Genomic DNA, 19,067 nt, shown 5'->3' on the forward strand with positions numbered 1-19,067 from the left:
ATTTGCTTAAACAGGTAATAATCGTTTTTCTCAGGGTATATACAGGTTTTTATAGGGCTATTTATTATAGTTGCGGAATCGCTGCCAACTAAATCCACTGAAGATTGGATGTTTAGAAGATTTGAAGTTAGCAAAAGCGGAGGACGGACAGGGTTTGCAAAACTACAGGACTCCGGTGAGTAAGCTCTGTGAAAACATTACAAATACTTATTTTTAAGATTTACTTCCGGAAGCAAGGAAATCCTTTAATCTTTTAAATGATTTTGGGTGGAGTAAAATGATTATGACGCCGCCTACAATATTCCCGAGCGTTACCGGTATCAGATTACTAAACATCGCAGCCAGGTTGGAGATATCAAAAAAAGTACCTTTTGCCAAAAGTCCTGCAGGTAAAAACAACATATTTGCAACGGAATGTTCATAACCGCTTATAATAAAGGCCGTTATCGGGAAAACTACCGCAAGAATCTTTCCTTCCGTAGAAACAGAAGACAGACTTATTACGACTGCCAGGCATACCAGAATGTTACAAAGAATCCCGCGAAAGAACGCCGGCCAAAATAAAAGAGCCAGTTTATTATCCGAGATCTTAATAAGTGTTTCGCCTAACTTTGAAACCGATTCGCCGTCAGAAAAATATCCCGAGCCGTAAAGCAAAAATACAACAAGGAGAGAGCCTGCAAAATTACCAAGCCATACGATAGCCCAATTTCTCATGATATGCATAAAAAAGAATTTTTTTTCTATCAGCCCCGCAGTCATGAGCATGTTTCCGGTAAAAAGCTCTGCCCCGGCCAAGAGAACAAGAATAAGCCCTGTGGAAAAGACTACTCCCGCTAAAAACCTGGCAAGGCCCGCATCCAGAGTATAGGAGAAAATAACAGCGGCGCTAATCGCGCCAAGAGCTATGTATATTCCTGCAAGAATTGCATACATAAAAAGCTCATATATGTTCATTCCTGCTTTTTTCTTGCCTATCCCGACTAAAGTATCATTTATCTCTTTAGGGGTGAGTATTAATGATTCCGGCATTTTTTCCTCCAACTAAAAAGATTCCACATCCGCCAGTTATATCAGGCGGATCTTTTGATGAGATTGCAAAGCTTTTTGATTCCACTGATACAAACAAAAGCTACAAACTAAAACAACTATTTGGAACTACTTGATGCTTAGTACTTTTACTTTAAAGATCAGGTCTTTACCGGCAAGAAAATGATTAAAATCCAAAACTACTTTATCCACAGTAATATCTGCAATTACCGCCTGCATAGGCTCGCCGCTTTTATGTGTAAGCCCGACTTTAGCGCCTTTTTCAAGTTTATAATCTTTAGGAAAGAAGCTTTTTTCCACAGACTGAAGCATCTTCTCATCCCTCTTGCCATAAGCATCTTCTGCTTTAATATCAATTGTTTTTTCTTCATTAAGCTTCATCCCGAGGACCCCGTTGTCAAATCCCTTGATCATCCGACCGGCTCCAACTTCAAAAGCAAGAGGCGCGCGGCCTTTTGAACTGTCAAATACCGTTCCATCTTTTAATCTTCCTTCATATTCCACCTCTATTTTATCGCCTTTTTTCACTTCTGTCTTTGCCATCTTGTTCTCCTCTACTGCTTTTTTAACTTCAGAAGTAACAACTACAGCTTCAGGTGTAACAATAGTACGTTCCGGAGTAACTGCTATTACTTCTTTTGTTATCTCTTTTTTTTCTTCAGCAACGCCTTTATTTTCTTCCGCCAGAGCCCCCGCAGATAATATACTGATAAAAGCGAAAGTTGAAACAACCAGCGTACCTGTATTTTTCATATCAACCTTCCTTTGCTGTTAAGCAAAAAACAAATAATTTAAACCAGGATATCATTGTAAAACAGGCTGGACGTAAAGTCAATAATTAAAACCACCCGAAATCCGAAGTAGAAAGCATGTCATTATTGGCTTACATAATATTAAGGGTTTGTGGGATTTCGGGTTCGATTCCACCTCCGCCAATTATGTTAGGCGGATCTTTAGATGAGATTGCAAACCTACGGGATTCCACTGATTATGCAATAGACATGAAGGTTCTAATTTGAATAGTTCTACTTTGTTTTTAGGGTCGTGTTTCGGGATGTAACTGATAATTGCCCCGCCGGCAGAAGGTTTCAACCGGCAGGGCTCTTGATTATCTGACTTATTCTTTATTTTACGTACTTTTCCGGATTTGCTATAAATTTCTGAGGGCAGCCGTCGCAGCACATGTAATAGGCTTTACCTTTATAGTCAATCACAGGGGTAACAACAGATACTTTAAAAGTTTCATCTGTCATTACCGGACACGTAGCTTCTTTACCAAGCTCTTCTTTCGTAGGCTTTCTGACAAATAGCTTTGCAGTAGTATCTGATTTTTTACCTTTCATCTTTTCGTGTTTCATCCCCTTCATGTCTTTCATATCCATTTTCATGCAGGTACAACCTTCTTTCCCGCAGTTTTTCATGTCTTTCGCGCAAAGTTTACAATCCTTGCAATTCATGCAGCATTTCATTCCGGGATTACAATCCACAACCCTGCAAGTGCACCCTTCTTTTCCGCAATTCTTCATGTCCTTCGCGCAGACCTTGCAATCTTTGGAACATTCTGAACATTTCATGGTTTGTGCAAGAGTTGACTCTTCCTCCACTGACGGTTTCTTTCCCATTCCGCTAAATAACATTGCAGCAGCAATAAGCGGTAATACAAACAATACGAGTTTCTTCATAAATTTACCTCCTTAGGGTAATTTTATCTCTTTAAAAAAGATTCCACTTCCGCCAGTTATATTGGGCGGATCTCTCGACGATCCGCCTCACATAATTGGCGGATCTTTCGATGAGATTACAAAGCTTTTGGATTCTCCGCCTTTGGCGAGATCTCACCGAAGGTGGACACTGACAAAGTTTGAACTAAATCCTAATCAGCTCTCGTAAAATCTCTTTTATACTTTCCTATACTTTTAAAATATCTTCTTAAATTATTGTACCACTTGATCCAAAAATCAATATGATTTCAGACATGATGGAAAATAGTTATATTTTCATGCTTTTTGAATATTTATCTCTTTATATAGCAGAATGAAAAGTAAAATAAGTCCCAGTATTTGCGGAGCGGTCAGGAAGATTGTCCACCATGCGTTTCCAAAATGCGCCATAGCGTTCCAACCCCGGGTGTTTAAGAGCATAATAAGTATGATAAAAATAACGGCTTTTATTCCCGGTTTGAATTTTGAATAGTAAATCACGGCTAAGAGCGGCAGAAAAGCGTAGATTAAATGGTGAATTTCCAGCAAAGTCTGGAGGAGAAGAGAGAATACCAGTGTCGCGGAAAATGCCAGCACTCTGCTCTCATAACTTAAAACTTTTTTTGCCCGCTTAAGGATAACTCCGGAAACAGTTATGAGAGATATTGCAATTATAACAGCTGAAGTATTTGCCGCTATCCTGGAAATAAAAAGCGGAGTCACCATCGGATTTTCCAGAAACACCCTGCTAAATAAAGATATAAGCGCTTTGTTGTTATCCAAAAGATAGGATCCTGCAAGTTTTGGGAATATATAGGTAAGATAATGATAAAGACTTGGAAGTCCGATAAAAGCTCCGCTTAATAAAAGTAATCCTGCACCAAAAGCAAAAAAGTAAAATATATATCTTTTTTTCTCCGTAAAAAACAAAAAGTAAAGAAGAAGAACTGCCGGAGTAATTTTTAAAACAGAAGCAAAAGCAAGAGAGAAGGCGGATAATTTACTATTCCCTCTCTCTTCCAGCAGAAAAGCAAGAAGGCAAAGCGCGTAAACCAGGAAGTTAACCTGTCCCAGGCTGAAGGTTTCATACGAAGGCATGGAGCCAAAAAACAAAAGAAGCGTCAGCGCCGTTATTATTTCCAAAAACCTTCCGTTTAATATCCGGAAAGAAAAATACACTGCCAGAGCAAAAAACATTAAATTCAGTATATTCCATATAATTAACGCGGAAGGATATTTAAAAACGGTTAACGGGACCAGCAGGATTGACAAAAGCGGAGGATACGTATAGGCGAATTTTTCCGGTACCTGAAAATCTATCCCCATTCTCTTTAAATCCGCGGACTTTATAATATTCATTATATGATTATCCCGGATATCTATCGAATCATACGGAGAACCTTTTTGTTTTATGGCATCGGCAGCAATATAATACGAAGTAAAATCAATGTACCCCTGATTTTTTATTAATAAAGTCTTAAAAAGAAACTTCTCCGCAAAAAGAACAACGGAAAGCAGGATAAAGATATAGTAGAAGATGCGGTTTACTTTTTTACTAAACATTCTTCATTTTACCTGTTTTTCGTGGATGATTCCAGCAGTAAAGGCAAAATTCAGTCCATAAAAGTCTGTAAAGGTCTATAAAAGTCCATAACGTCTTACATTAATGTGTTATTATCATATTTTTAAATATGTTGATTTATATGCCACATTACAATAAAACCCGTAACTCGTAATCCGCCTTATGGCGAGATCTCTCCAAAGCATTGGAGGACCCTCTACCCGTTACTATTGTTTTGATTCTTTTGCTAACCATCCAAACCTCAAGCCCTCCAACATCTCTTCGAAAGATCCGCCCTATATAATTGGCGGACGGCCTGCAGCCTGGTACATTCCGTAGTACAAATACATCTCTATTTCGTCTATTTTTCCTCGTATAGGGTTTTTAGCTCATATGTTTTATCCATCTTTTTATAGTAAAAATCGCCTCCCTTCATGATGTCAGAGGGAACATCGTACCCCGCTGCATTCTTCAATTCAGAAAGATTTTCAGGATAAAAACCTATTTTATTCTTATACATTTTTAAAAGAATCTTAACTATCGCAAGTCTTATTTTATTTCTTTCAATATATGCCTGTTTAGTTATCTTTAGCATATCAGGAAGAAGAATATTCGACATAATGAAATACCGGGGGATTTTTATTTCCTTTTCGAGGGTAAAGACCGGTTGTTTTGCATTTTTTATTAAAACATAAAAATATTCGTTTTGAAATATTCTTTCTATGTTATTTAACGGTTTTATTATATACATAAAAACATTGTACATTATTTTTGCCGGAAGCGTCTTTGATCTATTTTCAAGCTCGCTGGCTATTCCGCGTTTTATTATATCCTGCTGCAGAAGTCTTTCCATATTTAAAGAAGACGTCAAGCCTTCATATTCCAATTTTTCAGTCTTTATAAGCTGTTTCAACAATTCATCCAGGTTATTATTACTTAAATTGCTGTTTTTAATTAACTTATCTGTAACGTCCAGATTGATCCCATTTACCGCTATTCTGATCATACTGCCTAATAAAGTACTTGAAGCCCTGTAGTTCAACATTTCGTTCCAGCGAAACATTTTTCTCAGGTCGTCAAATGCTTCGTTTTCCTTCCCCTCCCTTATATCAACAAGCATTTTCACCTGCATTAACTCTGCAGTTTCCCTTATTTTTAACAGCTCAGGCATCGGAGTAAAAAGCGGAAATTCTTTATCCAATTCCATATAATAACCTTTGCAGTCCGCCATTTTGTATAGAAGATTGATAGTGCCCTGTTTTTTCTTTAAAATATTCTTTATTGCTTCTTTGTTTTTTCCGTATTTATCAAATTTCCCAGATACTTTATAGAATAGTTTCTTTTCTTCTTTACTCCACTCAATATCCCCTTCGATCTTTTTCTGGGAAACGTCAGTCCAAAGAGCCGCAGACCACCAACCTTCGGCTCTGTAAGATTTTAATAATTCTGCAATATTTTCTTTCGGAGAAAGATCCTTACAGACCTCTTTAGCCCGGACTTCCTCCAAGTCATATAAAAGCCCCGTACTTTTGGCTTTATTCAGACTAGTCTGCAGATTACTGCCGGAAATATAAATTATTACTCCATGCACAAGAACCAGAAGAAAAAACAAAAGAAAATCTACTATTAACATCTCCAGAAGGGAGTTCTTTTTGAACATTTGTTTCCTCTTTTTAAATCAGCCCGGGGATAAATTATTTCGAACGGAATCTCTCCTGATACTGAATTGCGATTGCTTTCAGGAATATATCGCCGGTCTCAAAAGGGTGTCCGGACATTTCAAGTCTCTTTAGATATTTTGCAGCAAGCATATCGGCAAGATTTTTTCTGGCAGTTTCATTTTCTATTTCATACCGCCTTTGTAAATACTGGCGGATAACATCGTAATCTTCGGGAGTTATTTTGTCGAGATTAATAATCACTTTATCCGGTGTATAGCTCAAAGGCATATTCTCTGTCACTACTTCAGGAACCTTTGCAAATCCCTCCTTGACAACGATGGTTCCGGCCGTCAGGTCTCCCAGCCTTTTACAATGTTTGTTCACTGACATAGAAACAACTCCAATGCCGTACATAAAAGGCATAAAATCTATTATTCTAAAGAGATTTCTTACTAAAGAAGCATAAAAACTTACGGGATACCCCCCGTCTTTAACTACACGTATCCGGGCGTGCCGTTTTCCGGGACTCTGTCCATCCCAGATTATTTCAAAAAAAATGAAATAGCCCCAAAAGATCATAAAAACAACTATTATTGCAAGACCAATAAGTATATACCCCGTCCATTCACCATAGTTGCCAATACCGGTTCCCAGTCCGGAAACCACAGAAGCGAGTACAAGCAAAAGCATAATGCCGGTTAAAACAAGAACTTGCACACAGAAATCGTAAACTGCCGCAAGAAGTCTTGAACCTATTCCTGCCAATTCATAGGAGTATTCCACATTTTCAGGTGTCAGAACTTTCGCTTCATCGTTTTGCATAATGATTATTTTAGCATATATTCCGCAGTATTTCACCACCGGTATTTCAACTTGACCTGTGTATCAAAAACATATAAAATAAACAAGTACTCAAATTATTGATATCCGGAGGATCTTATGGAAGAAGTAAAGAAGGTATTTCTGCCAATGAAACTGGGGGAACTGCTTGATGAAACATTTAAAATCTACAGAAAGCATTTTCTGGTCTTTGTTCAAATATTCGCTGTTTTAAATCTCCCTATAATAATTGTTAATACTGCTACCGGTTTTTTTGAAGGCCCTTACGGGAAAATTGCATCTTCTTTTATATCAATTATACTTACTCTGTTGGTGATGCCTGTAATAAATTTCTTGCTTGCCCGGACCATCTCTGACGGTTATCTCGGAAAGAAAGTAACCCTGCTCACCACTTTTAAACATTTTGATCACATGAAATTCCGGAAGATGATTGGAACCTTAATACATTCCGGGTTAATGATATTTCTCGGTTTCTTGTGTTTGATAATCCCCGGATTCATCTTCCTTTTCAGATATGCTCTGGTGCCTCAAATAATAGCCATTGAAGGCACCTATGGTAAGCCGGCTCTTGAAAGAAGCCAGATCCTTATGAAAAAGAATTTTGGTAATTTGATGACTGCCGGTTTCGTTGTCGGGATTATTTCCTATGCTATTTACGGGGTTATCCTGCTTCCCATGATAATTTATGCGGCCTTACACCACAGCGCGGGCGCAACACCGTTGGCCCCGACCGGGATACTTATGGTTTCCATGACCTTTACCATACAAGTACTTTCCGCAATAGTAGTAACACCTTTGATGCTCACAGCTTACACTCTTTTTTATTACAATATGAGAATTAAGAAAGAGGGGTTTGATATTCAAATGCTGGCTTCCTCTGTTTCCGATGAGCAAGGAAGCGTACCGGTTAAATGAAAAAAGCGGCGCTTCTTCTCCTTTTGCCGCTGCTGCTTTTCAATCCTGTTTTTGCTCTGGAAAAAACAGAATTTAAGCCTTTAGTAAGCAATGAAAGTCCGGAAGAAACACCGGCAAAAAAACAGCAGATGTCCCCGGGAAAAATAAAGAGGACTCTCAGGAACATACTTGCCGGAAAAGAATTCAACCGGCTTAAGAATAAATCCGAGTCTTTACTAAAAATATTATTCGCGGAATTCCCGATAATCCCGATTATCCTGGCAAAGTTCGCAGAAATACTGCGGAATATTTTCCATCTTCTGACAACCAAAAGTTCCGCGCAAACAGCCGCTATTTTCCTGTTATTATTAATTCTTATTTTCTTTTTCGGCGTTATCTACTATTTTTTCGTAAAAAAAATAAGAAAAGAAGAGAAGACCGAACAGGGTATGATAATACAGGAAAAAGACCTGACCTCAAGCTCTTACGAAACACTTGCTAATAACGCCGTTGAAAAAAAGGACTATAAGAATGCCGTAAGGTATGGTTATTTTTCCGCACTACTCTTCCTGCATGAAAAGAACCGGCTGGAATTTGCCGTCTATAAAACAGACCTGGAATACCTGAGGGAAACTTCCGGCAAACCCGGGATAAACGAACCTCTTGAAAATATAGTCAGGACTTTCGAGAATATCTGGTATGGATTATCTCTTGCTACAGAAGCTGACACTGCAGAGATACAAAAGGAATTTTTAAAGCTAAAAGGCGGATTCTCTTGAAAAAATACCGTATTCAAATATTACTCGGGTTTGTTTTTTTAGCAGGTCTATTAATAACTTTTGCTACTGTTAAAGAGCCGGAGAATTTCTCAAATTCCTCTTACAACTCCGATCCCAAAGGCACAAAAGCCTTTTATCTCCTGCTGGAAAATACAAATCAGAAAGTTTCGCGTTTTCAGGAAAAACCTTATTATCTCAAGGGAAAAAGAGGCTCCCTGCTTTTAATAAACCCGGGAAGAAGTTTTTCAAAAGAAGAGGCCAAAACCATCAAAGTGTGGGTAGATGCCGGTAGCACTCTGGTCTATTTTAATGACGGCCTTTTACAGAATAAGACCGATAATCTTCTCTCGGAGTTTAATGTGTCCGTTGAGCGTTTTTCCAAAAAACCGGACAATCCTGAACTTACACCGGTGCTTTTCAATAATGAAGTAAAACGGCTGGAAGCAAAAGCCCCTTTATATTTTAAATCCGGAAGTAAGGGTCCAACGCTTGATCCGGTACTGGTGCTGGAACAAAATAGTGTGATGGTGTCTTTTACCTCGGGAAAAGGAACCGTATACCTGAGTTCTGCGGCAGGCCTCATGATTAACTCAAATATAGAACGAAGCGATAATGCAATATTCCTTTACAATTTTATCCTTGATCTGCAGGGTCCCGTTTACTTTGAAGAATATCACAACGGTTTTGAAAGCTCTCTTGACCCTTTTACAGAGCTTAAGCGTTCCCTGTCCGTAAGACTCCTCTTTCTTCAGCTTTTACTGGCAGGCGTATTATTTCTTTACCAAAGGGGCAGAAGGAAACGTCCGGCTGTAACTTTGGATAAATCCGGAAAACGCTCGGTTATCGAATATGTAATCTCCATGGGAAACCTTTTTATGTCAGCAAAAGCTTCTCTTTTGGTACTTAATCTGCTAAGAAAGAATTTTAAAGCGGAGATCTCTTCCTATTTTAGAAAAACAAATATTTTGGACACCGGATTACTTGACGCGGTAAAAAAACGCGCACCTGTTAAAAACACCAGAATAATGTATTATTTAACCGATTCAAATTTCCTTCAGGTTACAAATATCCAGCTTATTAAATATGCCAGAGAAATGGAAGAATTAAAAAGGGAGGTCAAAATAAATGACAGAATCAAAAACAAAAATAGGTGATTTTTGTGTTGCAGCAAGAGAAGAGATCAAAAAAGTAATTGTAGGTCAGGATAAAATAATAGATCCTTTGCTGGTCGCTCTTGTGTGCGGAGGTCACGTTCTGCTGGAAGGGGTTCCGGGAACAGCTAAGACACTGCTTGTAAAAGCTCTCTCCATGGCATCGGATTGTGATTTCAAGCGTATTCAATTTACTCCGGACCTGATGCCTTCCGATGTGCTCGGAACCTCGATTTATGACGAGAACTCAAAATGCTTTACTTTAAAAAAAGGCCCCATCTTCACCAACTTTCTTCTTGCTGATGAGATCAACCGGACTCCGCCCAAGACGCAATCCGCGCTTCTCGAAGCTATGGAAGAACATCAGGTAACAATTGATGGAGTAAGACATGGTTTTGACGAACCCTTTATTGTTTTCGCAACCTCCAACCCGATAGAATATGAAGGAACTTATCCTCTTCCTGAAGCTCAGCTGGACCGGTTTTTGTTTAAAATAACCATCGGTTATCCGGCAGAAAATATGGAAAAAGATATTCTTAAAAAACATCATGCCGGTTTTAACCCCAGAGAACTTAATCTGTCAGGCATAAAGAAAGTTATAGACAGGACCCTCTTTAAAGACCTTCACACAGAACTTAACAAAATCAAAGTTGAGGAATCCCTCTTTGAATATATAGTTAAGATCCTGGAGAAGACCAGAATGCATTCCGACCTGGCACTGGGCGCCAGTCCGAGGGCAGGAGTAATGCTCTTAAGCGCCTCAAAAGGTTTTGCAGCCTTGCGCGGAAGCGCTTTCTTAACCCCGGATGATATAAAATTCGCCTCCAGATTCGTACTCGGGCACAGGATTATGATAAAACCTGATGCCGAAGTGGAAGGCATTAATACGGAAACAGTCCTTTCAGATATCCTCTGCTCAGTGGAAGTCCCAAGATGATCTTAAAGCTTCTTCCTTCTCCGCGTCTTGTCGTCTTTGTTGCTGCAGGTATTCTCCTCCTTCTGGCAGGAGAAGGACTCGGAACAAGTTTACTTCTTTTTTATGACGCGCTTCTTTTACTGATTGTGTTTTTTGATCTGCTTCTGACACCGCATAGCAAGAGTCTTTCGGCCGAACGTATAGTTGAAGAACGGCTTTCTCTCGGAGGAAAAAACCCGGTCACGATAAAGATTAAGAATAACTCAACCGCTTTGCTTGAGTTTACAGTGGAAGATGAAACACCTCCCGACTTTGAAGTAATAAAAGGTCCCAATATCTTTTCTGTCCCGCCCGACTCCTCCGGTTCATTTACTTATCATATTACGCCTCCGGAAAGAGGGGATTTTTCTTTCGGGGATATTTATTTTCGCTACTTCTCCCCCTTAAGATTATTGATCATACACGATAAATTCAAAGCTAAAAATAATATACGGGTCTATCCCAATGTTCTTGAAATAAGAAAATACGGTTTTCTTGCCTTGCGTAACCGCCTGATAGATATAGGGCTTAAACACACAAAATACCGCGGTGTCGGAACCGAGTTTGAAACTCTGCGGGATTACACTTTTGATGACGACTTCCGATGGATAGACTGGAAAGCAACCGCAAGACGGCAAAAACCAACCGTCAGACAGCATGAAATAGAGCAGAATCAAAATGTAATAATAATGCTGGATGCCGGCAGATTAATGCTAAACGCAGTGGAAGGAATGTATAAGATCGATTATGCGATAAACGCCACCCTGATGCTCGCCTTTATTGCTATAAATAAAAGCGATAATATCGGAATAATCGTATTTTCCGATAAAATTGAGGCTTACGTCCCTCCCAAAAAAGACAAAAAACAGCTTTCAAGAATATCGGAGAGCTTGTATAACATAAAGGCAAAAATGGCGGAGTCTGATTATAAAAGAGCTTTTCTTTTCGCTAAAAGCAAAAATAAAAAAAGATCCCTCTTTGTTGTAATAACCGACCTCATTGACCTCTATGCGTCAAAGAATCTGATAAACAATGTAAAAAGTTTAAAACCCATGCATGCTTTTTTGTTTACCGCCCTTAAGGACCCGGCTCTCACGGAAATCTCGCTCAGCTCTCCATCAACTCTCTCAGAGGTTTACAGGAAAGCAGCAGCTTGCGACCTGCTGACAAAAAGAAGGACTGCTGTTCACGAATTGAAATCAGCCGGAGGGTTTGCTTTTGACGTACATCCGAAGGATCTTACGGTTAACCTTGTGAATTCTTATATTGAGATCAAGGAACGGCTTTAGGTCTGACATCATTTTTTTCTCTTCCCGTAAAACCGAAATACAGCACCATTAAAATAATAGTAAGAATTCCAAAACCGAATTTGTAAAGCTGGTTAATTCCCGACGGGGAGATAAAACCCTCAATAAGTCCCGCCAGGACTAGCATCGGAACCGTCCCCGCCATGAGTTTAACTGCTTCCAGAGAATTATTTTTCAAAGCTTCTTTTCTGGTAAAAAGGCCCGGGTTTAATATAGCATCACCGATCAAAAAGCCGGCACCTGCGGCAATAAATATACAAGTGAGCTCTATCATACCATGAGAAAAAACAAAAGACCATAAAAGATCACTGATTCCCTTCATAAAAGCCATACCGGCGCAAGCTCCCAGATGAAAACCGTTAGATACTATAATAAATAAAGTACCTATCCCGGCTGTTATACCAAAAGCAAAGGAGAGAAAAACTACTTTAATATTATTGGTCATAATGGCAGACGCCGCAAACGGCCTGGCCTGTCTTTCAATATCTGCCCATTTCTCTTCTTTTTTCATTTTACTGAAAGCTTCCCGTATAGATTGTTCTTCATAAACGGCTATTTTGTGATTGGCTGTGACCAGAAAAAAACCCGTTATCCCGGTAAGCACAAAGGCAAGAAAGGCCAGTAAAATATATTTAAAATATTTCCTAAAAAGCTGCGGAAAATCCGAGGAAAAGTATTTCATGATGGATAGAAAAGAGAATGGTTCATCCCTGTATATTTTGGCGTACGAATTTGCCACCAGCTGATTTAAATAACTTAGAAGACGGTAGTCCTTAAAATTACTCTTGGCAAAAGAAAGATCTGAGACCGTCCGCCTGTAAAGGTCCCCCAACTCAAGTATCTGCACCTGGTCCACTCTTTCAAGCCCGTTTTTCTCAAAGTTCTTCATTAACGTTTCAAGCTTTTCCCAGTCAGGTTTTCGTTGTCTGATAAAGATATCTATATTCATTTTATCGATTTTATCATTTTACCCGGAGTTAAGCAAGAACAGCCTCGGAACACGAAATCCGAAGGAGAAAGTATACTTTTATTGGCTTGAATAATATAAAAGTTTAGTGGGGCTTCGGGTTCGATTCCGCTTTCGCCAGTGATATAGGGCGGCTCTCTGATGAGTTTGCAAAGCTTTTGGATTCCACTGATATTTTATTTAGGGGACAGAGCCTATTTTATCGGGGTTTTATTGATTTTTTTTGGCCTTCCCCAAGGCAAAGCCTCTAATCTCATGTTGAATTTCTTCTCCAGCTTTCTTAAGGCTTTTTCTATTACCAACGGCCGGCCCATCATTGTTCGACGCCTTATTTTTTCCACAAAGGTGATTTCTTCTTTTTCTCCCAAGTATTCACTCCAGTTATCCTTGACTGCTTCTTTTAATTGTTTATTCTCGCTTAGCTTTATTTCTGCCTTTCCTTTCCCTACATGTTCTTTTGCGCTCGACCAGGCATAGTCACTCTCATTCTTTACCATTTTTGCTCTTACCGGGTTTTTCTCTACATATCTCACGGCTTCTAGTAAATGTGCTCCGTCCAATATACTTGAATAAAACCGCCCTTGCCATAAATGCCCTCTGGCCTTCCTTCTCCTGTTTATATATTGCGCGTATCTCATATGGGTTAAATTAAATGTCGTTGATAGTGAATACGCTCTTGTCGGAATGCAAATGAAATGCACATGATTTCCCATCAGGCAATAAGCAAGTATCTTCAAACCATACTTTTCGCTATATTCATTAAGCCAAACGCAGTATTTCTCATAGTCTTCTTTTTTTTCAAAGACTTTTAAACGGTAATTCCCGCGTTGTGTTATGTGGTGGGGCTTTCCTATGTCTACTACTCTTTTTACTCTTGGCATAACAATTTATACCATTTTATCAGGCAATTGTCAACATATAATAGGCTCTGTCCCCTATATAGCTGGCTGGTTAACTTTAATCTGTGGATTTCAAGGCATGAAAAAGCGTGGCTGTTTGCTCAGACCTCTGCTGTATACCGAATATTATTAATTTTACTCTTCTGTCCCGACAATACTTTCGTAATATTCCCTATAGTTTTCTTTATTACCGCCGCTGCGGAGAGCCATAGCCGCCCGGGGATGCTCATCCAGCATTCCGGCAATAGCATAGGGAATAATATAGCCCCATTCTATTTTTTCACGGAGGGGAATGAACTCCTTGGAAATTACATCAAGTATAGGACGAATGTCGAATTTTGGATTTTTTAGAAAACCGAGTATTAACTCAGTGGGACAATTTCCGGCAGCCCTGCCCAGTCCATATATCGTGCAATCCACAGAGTTGGCATCATGAATAATGGCTTCAATGGTATTTGAAAACGCCAGCTGTTGATTGTTGTGCGCATGTATGCCTATTTCCTTGTTTTTGATAATACTTTTTGCCTTTTTAATAAGATATTCCACGGGTTCCTGATATAAAGAACCATTACTATCTACAAGATTTATTACATTGGCCTTGCATTCTTTCTCCAGCTGCACCAGCGCTTCCGTTAATTCTACATCCCTGGCTTTTGATATTGCCATAATATTTACCGCAGTCTCGTAACCCTTGTCCGCCATTTGATTACAAAGAAAAATAGCCTTATCAATATCTTTTACATAGGCGGCAACCCTTATCATGGATACGGGACTTTCCTTTTTAGGTTTAACATCTGCCGCATCAACACGTCCCACATCAACCATAACGGAGATTTTCGTATTGGATTTAATTCCTTTAATGACTTTATTGATATCTTCATCATCACAAAACTTCCATTTACCATATTCTTCCGGAGAAAACAATTTTCTGGAGTTTTTATATCCTATCTCCATATAGTCAACGTTGGCTTCAGACAGCGCTTTATATACTTCTCTGACAAAGCTGTCTTCAAATTGATGATTATTGATCAATCCGCCGTCCCTTATCGTACAATCCAGAACCTTTATCTTCGGTCTAAACATTTTACCCTCATTTTTCCATGAATTTACCTACAGGCTTTAATAATAACATGATTTTAGCAGAAAATCAGCAAAAAAAGACCTTTCCCTTGAAAAAGGCCTTTTTTAAATGATTAACTTGATTTTTCTTTATCGACTTTTATAGACTTTTAGACATGTTTCTAACCTATCGCTTCTTCCCCGGTCTCACCGGTTCTTATTCTGATACAGTCTTTTAGGTCAATGACGAATATCTTCCCATCGCCTGTTTCCCCGGTCCGAGCTCCTTTTGTTATCGCACTTATGGTTTTTTCAAGAAAAACATCGTTAACAGCTATTTCCAGACGTACCTTTCTTAGGAGGTTCCCTGTTTCTTTAATTCCCCTGTAAACCTCAGTAACCCCTTTCTGGCGTCCGTGCCCCAGAACTTCAGAAACGGTTATCAAATTCACCTCTTCGTGGTACAACTCCTTCTTCACATCTTCCAGCTTATGCGGCTGAATTATCGCTATAACTAGTTTCATAATATACCTCCTTAAATCGTCAATTGTCATTCGTAAATCGTAAATTTCTTTTGCTTTTTCATTCGAGAACCGTGTACGCCGTTTCTTTGTGCTGTGTCAGATCCAGTCCGATTGCTTCCTCTTTTTCACTGACTCTTACACCTATAAATTTATCCACGACCTTTAATATTCCAAAAGTAACAACGAGAGAGTAGATAAGCGTAAACAAAACCGCTCCAAGCTGGATAAGAAAGAGTTTTGGGTTCCCGTTAAATAGACCGTCGGCGCCGGCGGGGTTAATTAACTTACTGGCGAATAATCCGGTTGCGAGAGCCCCGAAGATCCCGCCTATGCCGTGAACACCGAAAGCGTCAAGAGAGTCATCATAACCGAATTTCATTTTTACTATCGCAACCATAAGGAAGCAGACAATAGAAACCCCGATACCTATAAGCATCGCAGGAATTATTCCTACAAAACCGGCAGCAGGCGTAATCGCCACAAGACCGGCAACTGCGCCCGTTATAGTACCGAACATAGTGGGTTTTCCGCTGTGCATCCAATCTATAACAGCCCAGGTGAGCCCGGCGGCAGCGGCGGCGGTGTTGGTCACGACAAAAGCGTTTACGGCTATGCCGTTGGCAGAAAGCGCTGAGCCGGCGTTAAAACCAAACCAGCCGAACCAGAGAAGCCCTGCTCCAAGCACGGTGAAGGGAAGATTATGCGGAGCGACTGCAACGGGAAAATGTTTTCTTTTACCGAGGTAAAGAGCCGTAACAAGAGCGGCAACGCCGGCGTTGATATGAACAACGGTACCGCCCGCAAAATCGAGAGCTCCAAAATTCCTAAGAAGTCCGCCAACACCCCAGACCATGTGGGCAATCGGATCATAAACAAACGTAGCCCAAAGAATTGTAAAAATCAGGAACGCGGAAAATTTCATTCTCTCAGCAAAAGCACCGATAATAAGAGCCGGCGCAATCACCGCGAACATCGCCTGAAAGATCATAAATGCCTGATGGGGTATTGTTGCTGCGTAATCCGCATAAGGTTCAAGCCCTACACCCCGAAGCCCCGCCCAGTCGAGAGATCCTATAAAAGAATTTCCCGGAGCAAACGCCAGGGAATAACCAAAGAGCACCCACTGCAGTCCTAAGACACACATTATAATAAAACATTGCATCAAAACACCCAGAACATTTTTTCTTCTTACCATCCCGCCGTAGAAGAACGCCAGCCCTGGCGTCATTAAGAGCACCATGGCCGTCGCAATAAGTACAAAAGCAGTATCGCCCGAGTTAATTGCTGTTGGCATATTATTATCTCCTCCCCTAAACCACTTTGGGTACAGGGCTTAGAAAAAATGTCCGGATAACCGCTCCTTAGAGGGCTACCCGGACATCAATGTCCACTTTTTCCGGCTTTTTTCTTTGCCGGTTTGGAATTATTAAATATTTTTGTATACTTAAAACATTTACAGTTTTAAAAGAAGATCCTGATATTTCGCCATCGGCCAGAGATCATCAGCGACAATAGTTTCTGCTGTATCTACCAGCTTTCTAAGTTCCAGCAGGAGCTCCGCCCCTTCATTGGCGCAAGTTTCTGCTTTCTTATGTAAATCCCCCATCTTTTCCAGCTTTTCCTGAAAACTCTCAAATTTTGCAAGTTTTGCCCTTATATCCGAATAAGCTCCTTCTATCTCTTTTACTTCATCAGCAAGCACCTTCGAAACAACTCCGGCAGATTTTACAGAAAGCGCCGTTTCCGCCGTCTTTCTCATATGCTTTGCTACCGACGGCAGAATAAGGGTCTTTACCATATTTTTAGCTGTTTTAAACTCTATATCTTTTATTTTAATATACGTCTCAAGTTTTATCTCTATCTTTGAATGCAGCTCTCTTTCGGAAAGAACTTTAAATTCCGTAAAGAGTTTAATGGTATCTTCTTTCAGAAATAAACTTAAAGCCTCCGGAGTGGTCTTGGTATTCGGCAACCCTCTTTTCGCCGCTTCTTTATGCCATTCTTCGGAGTAACCGTTGCCTTCGAACCGGACTTTCTTGGATTCTTTAAGAATATCTTTTAATACCAATATTGCATTGGCCTTCACGTCTCCTTTAAGTTTTGAAAGCCTGCTGTAAATTTCTCTGTAACCGAAGGCAGCTATCAAATTTAACATAACTGCGCCTTCAGAACAGTTCTGAGAGGAACCAACCGCTCTAAACTCAAATTTATTACCGGTGAAGGCAAGAGGCGAGGTCCTGTTCCTGTCAGAAGCATCTTTTGAAACCTTCGGAATATTTTGCACTCCGAGAGAAATATGCGCCAGCTGTTTTTCCGTAGGTTTTGCAACTATTCCCTCAATTTCATTAAAGAGCGTATCAAGATATTCACCGAGATATACGGACATTATTGCAGGAGGCGCTTCGTTGGCGCCCAGTCTATGATCATTTCCGGCATCTGCTACCGCAGCGCGAAGTATCCCTCCGTATTTATTCACCCCGTAAAGGATGGCCCCGATGGTAATGAGAAAATTAATATTTTTTAGCGGGGATTTGGACGGCTCTAAATAATTTATCCCGGTCTCGTCACCCAGTGACCAGTTAAGATGTTTGCCGGAACCGTTTACACCGGCCATAGGCTTTTCATGAAGACAAGCCACAAAGCCGTGTTTTTTTGCAACTTTTTGCATTATGTCCATCAGTTTTAGATTATTATCAATACCCAGATTTGATTCATTATGCAGCGGCGCAATTTCAAATTGGTTGGGCGCCACTTCATTATGTCTGGTCTTTGCCGGAATCCCTCTTCTGTAAAGTTGTATATCCAGATCTTCCATAAAGTTAAGTACTTTATCTTTTATAGAACCAAAGTAATGGTCTTCCATTTGCTGACCCTTTGCCGGCGCCGCGCCAAAGAGAGTCCGGTTGCAAATGAAAAGATCCGGTCTGGTATCGTAGAGCTCCTTGTTAAAAAGAAAATATTCCTGTTCCAGCCCTACGTAAACTTTAATTCTTTTTGAAGTTCTATTCCCGAGGAGTCTTTGAAGTTTAATAGCTTCTTCCGTCAAAGCTCTCTGCGAACGAAGAAGCGGCGTCTTTAGGTCAAGGACTTCTCCTGTCCAGGAGAGAAATACCGAAGGAATTACGAGAGTCTTTGCCTGTTCGGATTCCAATAAAAAAGCAGGAGAGGTCGGATCCCAGGCGGTATAGCCCCGGGCTTCGAAGGTGGATCTTATTCCGCCTGACGGAAAAGAAGAAGCATCCGGCTCTGATTGAATGAGCTGTGAGGCGGATAATCTTTCTATAATGTCTCCGTTCTCATCATAAGTAATAAAGGCATCATGTTTCTCTGCAGTACCGCCTCTTTGGGGCTGGAACCAGTGAGTAAAGTGCGTCGCCCCGCTTTCTATCGCCCATTCTTTCATCGCATGCGCCACATCCCCCGCTATATCCTGATCGAGAGACTTCCCTTCCTCAATAGTCTCCATAAGCTTATTGAAGACCTCTTTACTGAGCTTTGCCTTCATTATTTTTTTATTAAACGTCAGTTCTCCAAAAATCTCGCTTGCCTTAATCATTGTTCCTCCATTTGAAAAATTAGTCTAAAAGTCCGTAAGGTCCATAAAGTCTATAACGTCTCACATTATAGTGGTATTAATTATATTCGGCGGGGAGGTTTTTCCCGCCTTCAATCAATTGTCAATTTCTTTTGGCTTCTTCGCCCTATTTCTGCAGGAAAACT

At 40.1% G+C, this 19,067-nt stretch carries 17 protein-coding genes; 5 read left to right on the plus strand and 12 right to left on the minus strand.

Features of this window, described 5'->3' with window-relative positions:
• Positions 1–213 precede the first annotated feature (213 nt).
• The 6 genes from A2536_00675 to A2536_00700 form a co-directional block, all read right to left on the minus strand.
• Positions 214–1,032: a hypothetical protein gene (locus tag A2536_00675; GenBank protein OGF45739.1), complete on the minus strand. Its 819-nt coding sequence runs from the start codon at positions 1,030–1,032 to the stop codon at positions 214–216.
• 126 nt (positions 1,033–1,158) lie between these two features.
• A complete protein-coding gene (locus A2536_00680) occupies positions 1,159–1,593 on the minus strand; it encodes a hypothetical protein (GenBank protein ID OGF45767.1) in 435 nt (144 codons plus the stop codon).
• A 581-nt stretch (positions 1,594–2,174) separates the two neighbouring features.
• A complete protein-coding gene (locus A2536_00685; protein ID OGF45740.1) occupies positions 2,175–2,732 on the minus strand; it encodes a hypothetical protein in 558 nt (185 codons plus the stop codon).
• A 315-nt stretch (positions 2,733–3,047) separates the two neighbouring features.
• Positions 3,048–4,313, minus strand: a complete 1,266-nt coding sequence (locus tag A2536_00690; protein OGF45741.1) for a hypothetical protein — start codon at positions 4,311–4,313, stop codon at positions 3,048–3,050.
• 359 nt (positions 4,314–4,672) lie between these two features.
• Complete coding sequence (locus A2536_00695) at positions 4,673–5,971, minus strand: hypothetical protein (GenBank protein ID OGF45742.1); 1,299 nt, start codon at positions 5,969–5,971, stop codon at positions 4,673–4,675.
• 34 nt (positions 5,972–6,005) lie between these two features.
• On the minus strand, positions 6,006–6,833 hold the full coding sequence (locus tag A2536_00700) for a hypothetical protein (protein OGF45743.1): 828 nt from the start codon (positions 6,831–6,833) through the stop codon (positions 6,006–6,008).
• Positions 6,834–6,911: 78 nt separating this feature from the next.
• Here A2536_00700 and A2536_00705 point away from each other — a divergent pair, with 78 nt between their 5' ends.
• Genes A2536_00705 through A2536_00725 form a run of 5 tightly spaced genes read left to right on the plus strand, consistent with a single transcriptional unit; the run spans position 6,912 to position 11,880 of the window.
• On the plus strand, positions 6,912–7,727 hold the full coding sequence (locus A2536_00705; GenBank protein OGF45744.1) for a hypothetical protein: 816 nt from the start codon (positions 6,912–6,914) through the stop codon (positions 7,725–7,727).
• The gene (locus A2536_00710) at positions 7,724–8,485 is read left to right on the plus strand and encodes a hypothetical protein (GenBank protein ID OGF45745.1); all 762 of its coding nucleotides are present in this window, start codon (positions 7,724–7,726) and stop codon (positions 8,483–8,485) included. The genes A2536_00705 and A2536_00710 overlap by 4 nt, the downstream gene beginning before the upstream one ends.
• A complete protein-coding gene (locus tag A2536_00715) occupies positions 8,482–9,639 on the plus strand; it encodes a hypothetical protein (protein ID OGF45746.1) in 1,158 nt (385 codons plus the stop codon). Before A2536_00710 ends, A2536_00715 begins: the two co-directional genes overlap by 4 nt.
• Positions 9,611–10,573: a hypothetical protein gene (locus tag A2536_00720; GenBank protein OGF45747.1), complete on the plus strand. Its 963-nt coding sequence runs from the start codon at positions 9,611–9,613 to the stop codon at positions 10,571–10,573. Before A2536_00715 ends, A2536_00720 begins: the two co-directional genes overlap by 29 nt.
• Positions 10,570–11,880, plus strand: a complete 1,311-nt coding sequence (locus tag A2536_00725; protein OGF45748.1) for a hypothetical protein — start codon at positions 10,570–10,572, stop codon at positions 11,878–11,880. The genes A2536_00720 and A2536_00725 overlap by 4 nt, the downstream gene beginning before the upstream one ends.
• Here the strand turns inward: A2536_00725 and A2536_00730 are convergent.
• The 6 genes from A2536_00730 to A2536_00755 all read right to left on the minus strand — a co-directional run bounded on the left by A2536_00730 (position 11,864) and on the right by A2536_00755 (position 18,903).
• Entirely contained in the window at positions 11,864–12,847 is a 984-nt protein-coding gene (locus tag A2536_00730; GenBank protein OGF45749.1) for a hypothetical protein, read from the minus strand. The genes A2536_00725 and A2536_00730 overlap by 17 nt on opposite strands.
• A gap of 212 nt (positions 12,848–13,059) precedes the next feature.
• Positions 13,060–13,746: a hypothetical protein gene (locus A2536_00735; protein ID OGF45750.1), complete on the minus strand. Its 687-nt coding sequence runs from the start codon at positions 13,744–13,746 to the stop codon at positions 13,060–13,062.
• 153 nt (positions 13,747–13,899) lie between these two features.
• Positions 13,900–14,847, minus strand: coding sequence for a nucleoid-structuring protein H-NS (locus tag A2536_00740; GenBank protein ID OGF45751.1), 948 nt, complete (start codon positions 14,845–14,847; stop codon positions 13,900–13,902).
• A gap of 158 nt (positions 14,848–15,005) precedes the next feature.
• Positions 15,006–15,347: a transcriptional regulator gene (locus tag A2536_00745; GenBank protein OGF45752.1), complete on the minus strand. Its 342-nt coding sequence runs from the start codon at positions 15,345–15,347 to the stop codon at positions 15,006–15,008.
• A 58-nt stretch (positions 15,348–15,405) separates the two neighbouring features.
• Positions 15,406–16,629 (minus strand): ammonia channel protein, encoded by a 1,224-nt coding sequence (locus tag A2536_00750; protein ID OGF45768.1) that lies wholly within the window; start codon positions 16,627–16,629, stop codon positions 15,406–15,408.
• Positions 16,630–16,800: 171 nt separating this feature from the next.
• Positions 16,801–18,903, minus strand: a complete 2,103-nt coding sequence (locus tag A2536_00755; protein ID OGF45753.1) for a hypothetical protein — start codon at positions 18,901–18,903, stop codon at positions 16,801–16,803.
• Positions 18,904–19,067 lie beyond the last annotated feature (164 nt).

The organism is Candidatus Firestonebacteria bacterium RIFOXYD2_FULL_39_29 (assembly GCA_001778375.1).
Taxonomy (GTDB): Bacteria; Oederibacteriota; D2-FULL-39-29; order D2-FULL-39-29; family D2-FULL-39-29; genus D2-FULL-39-29.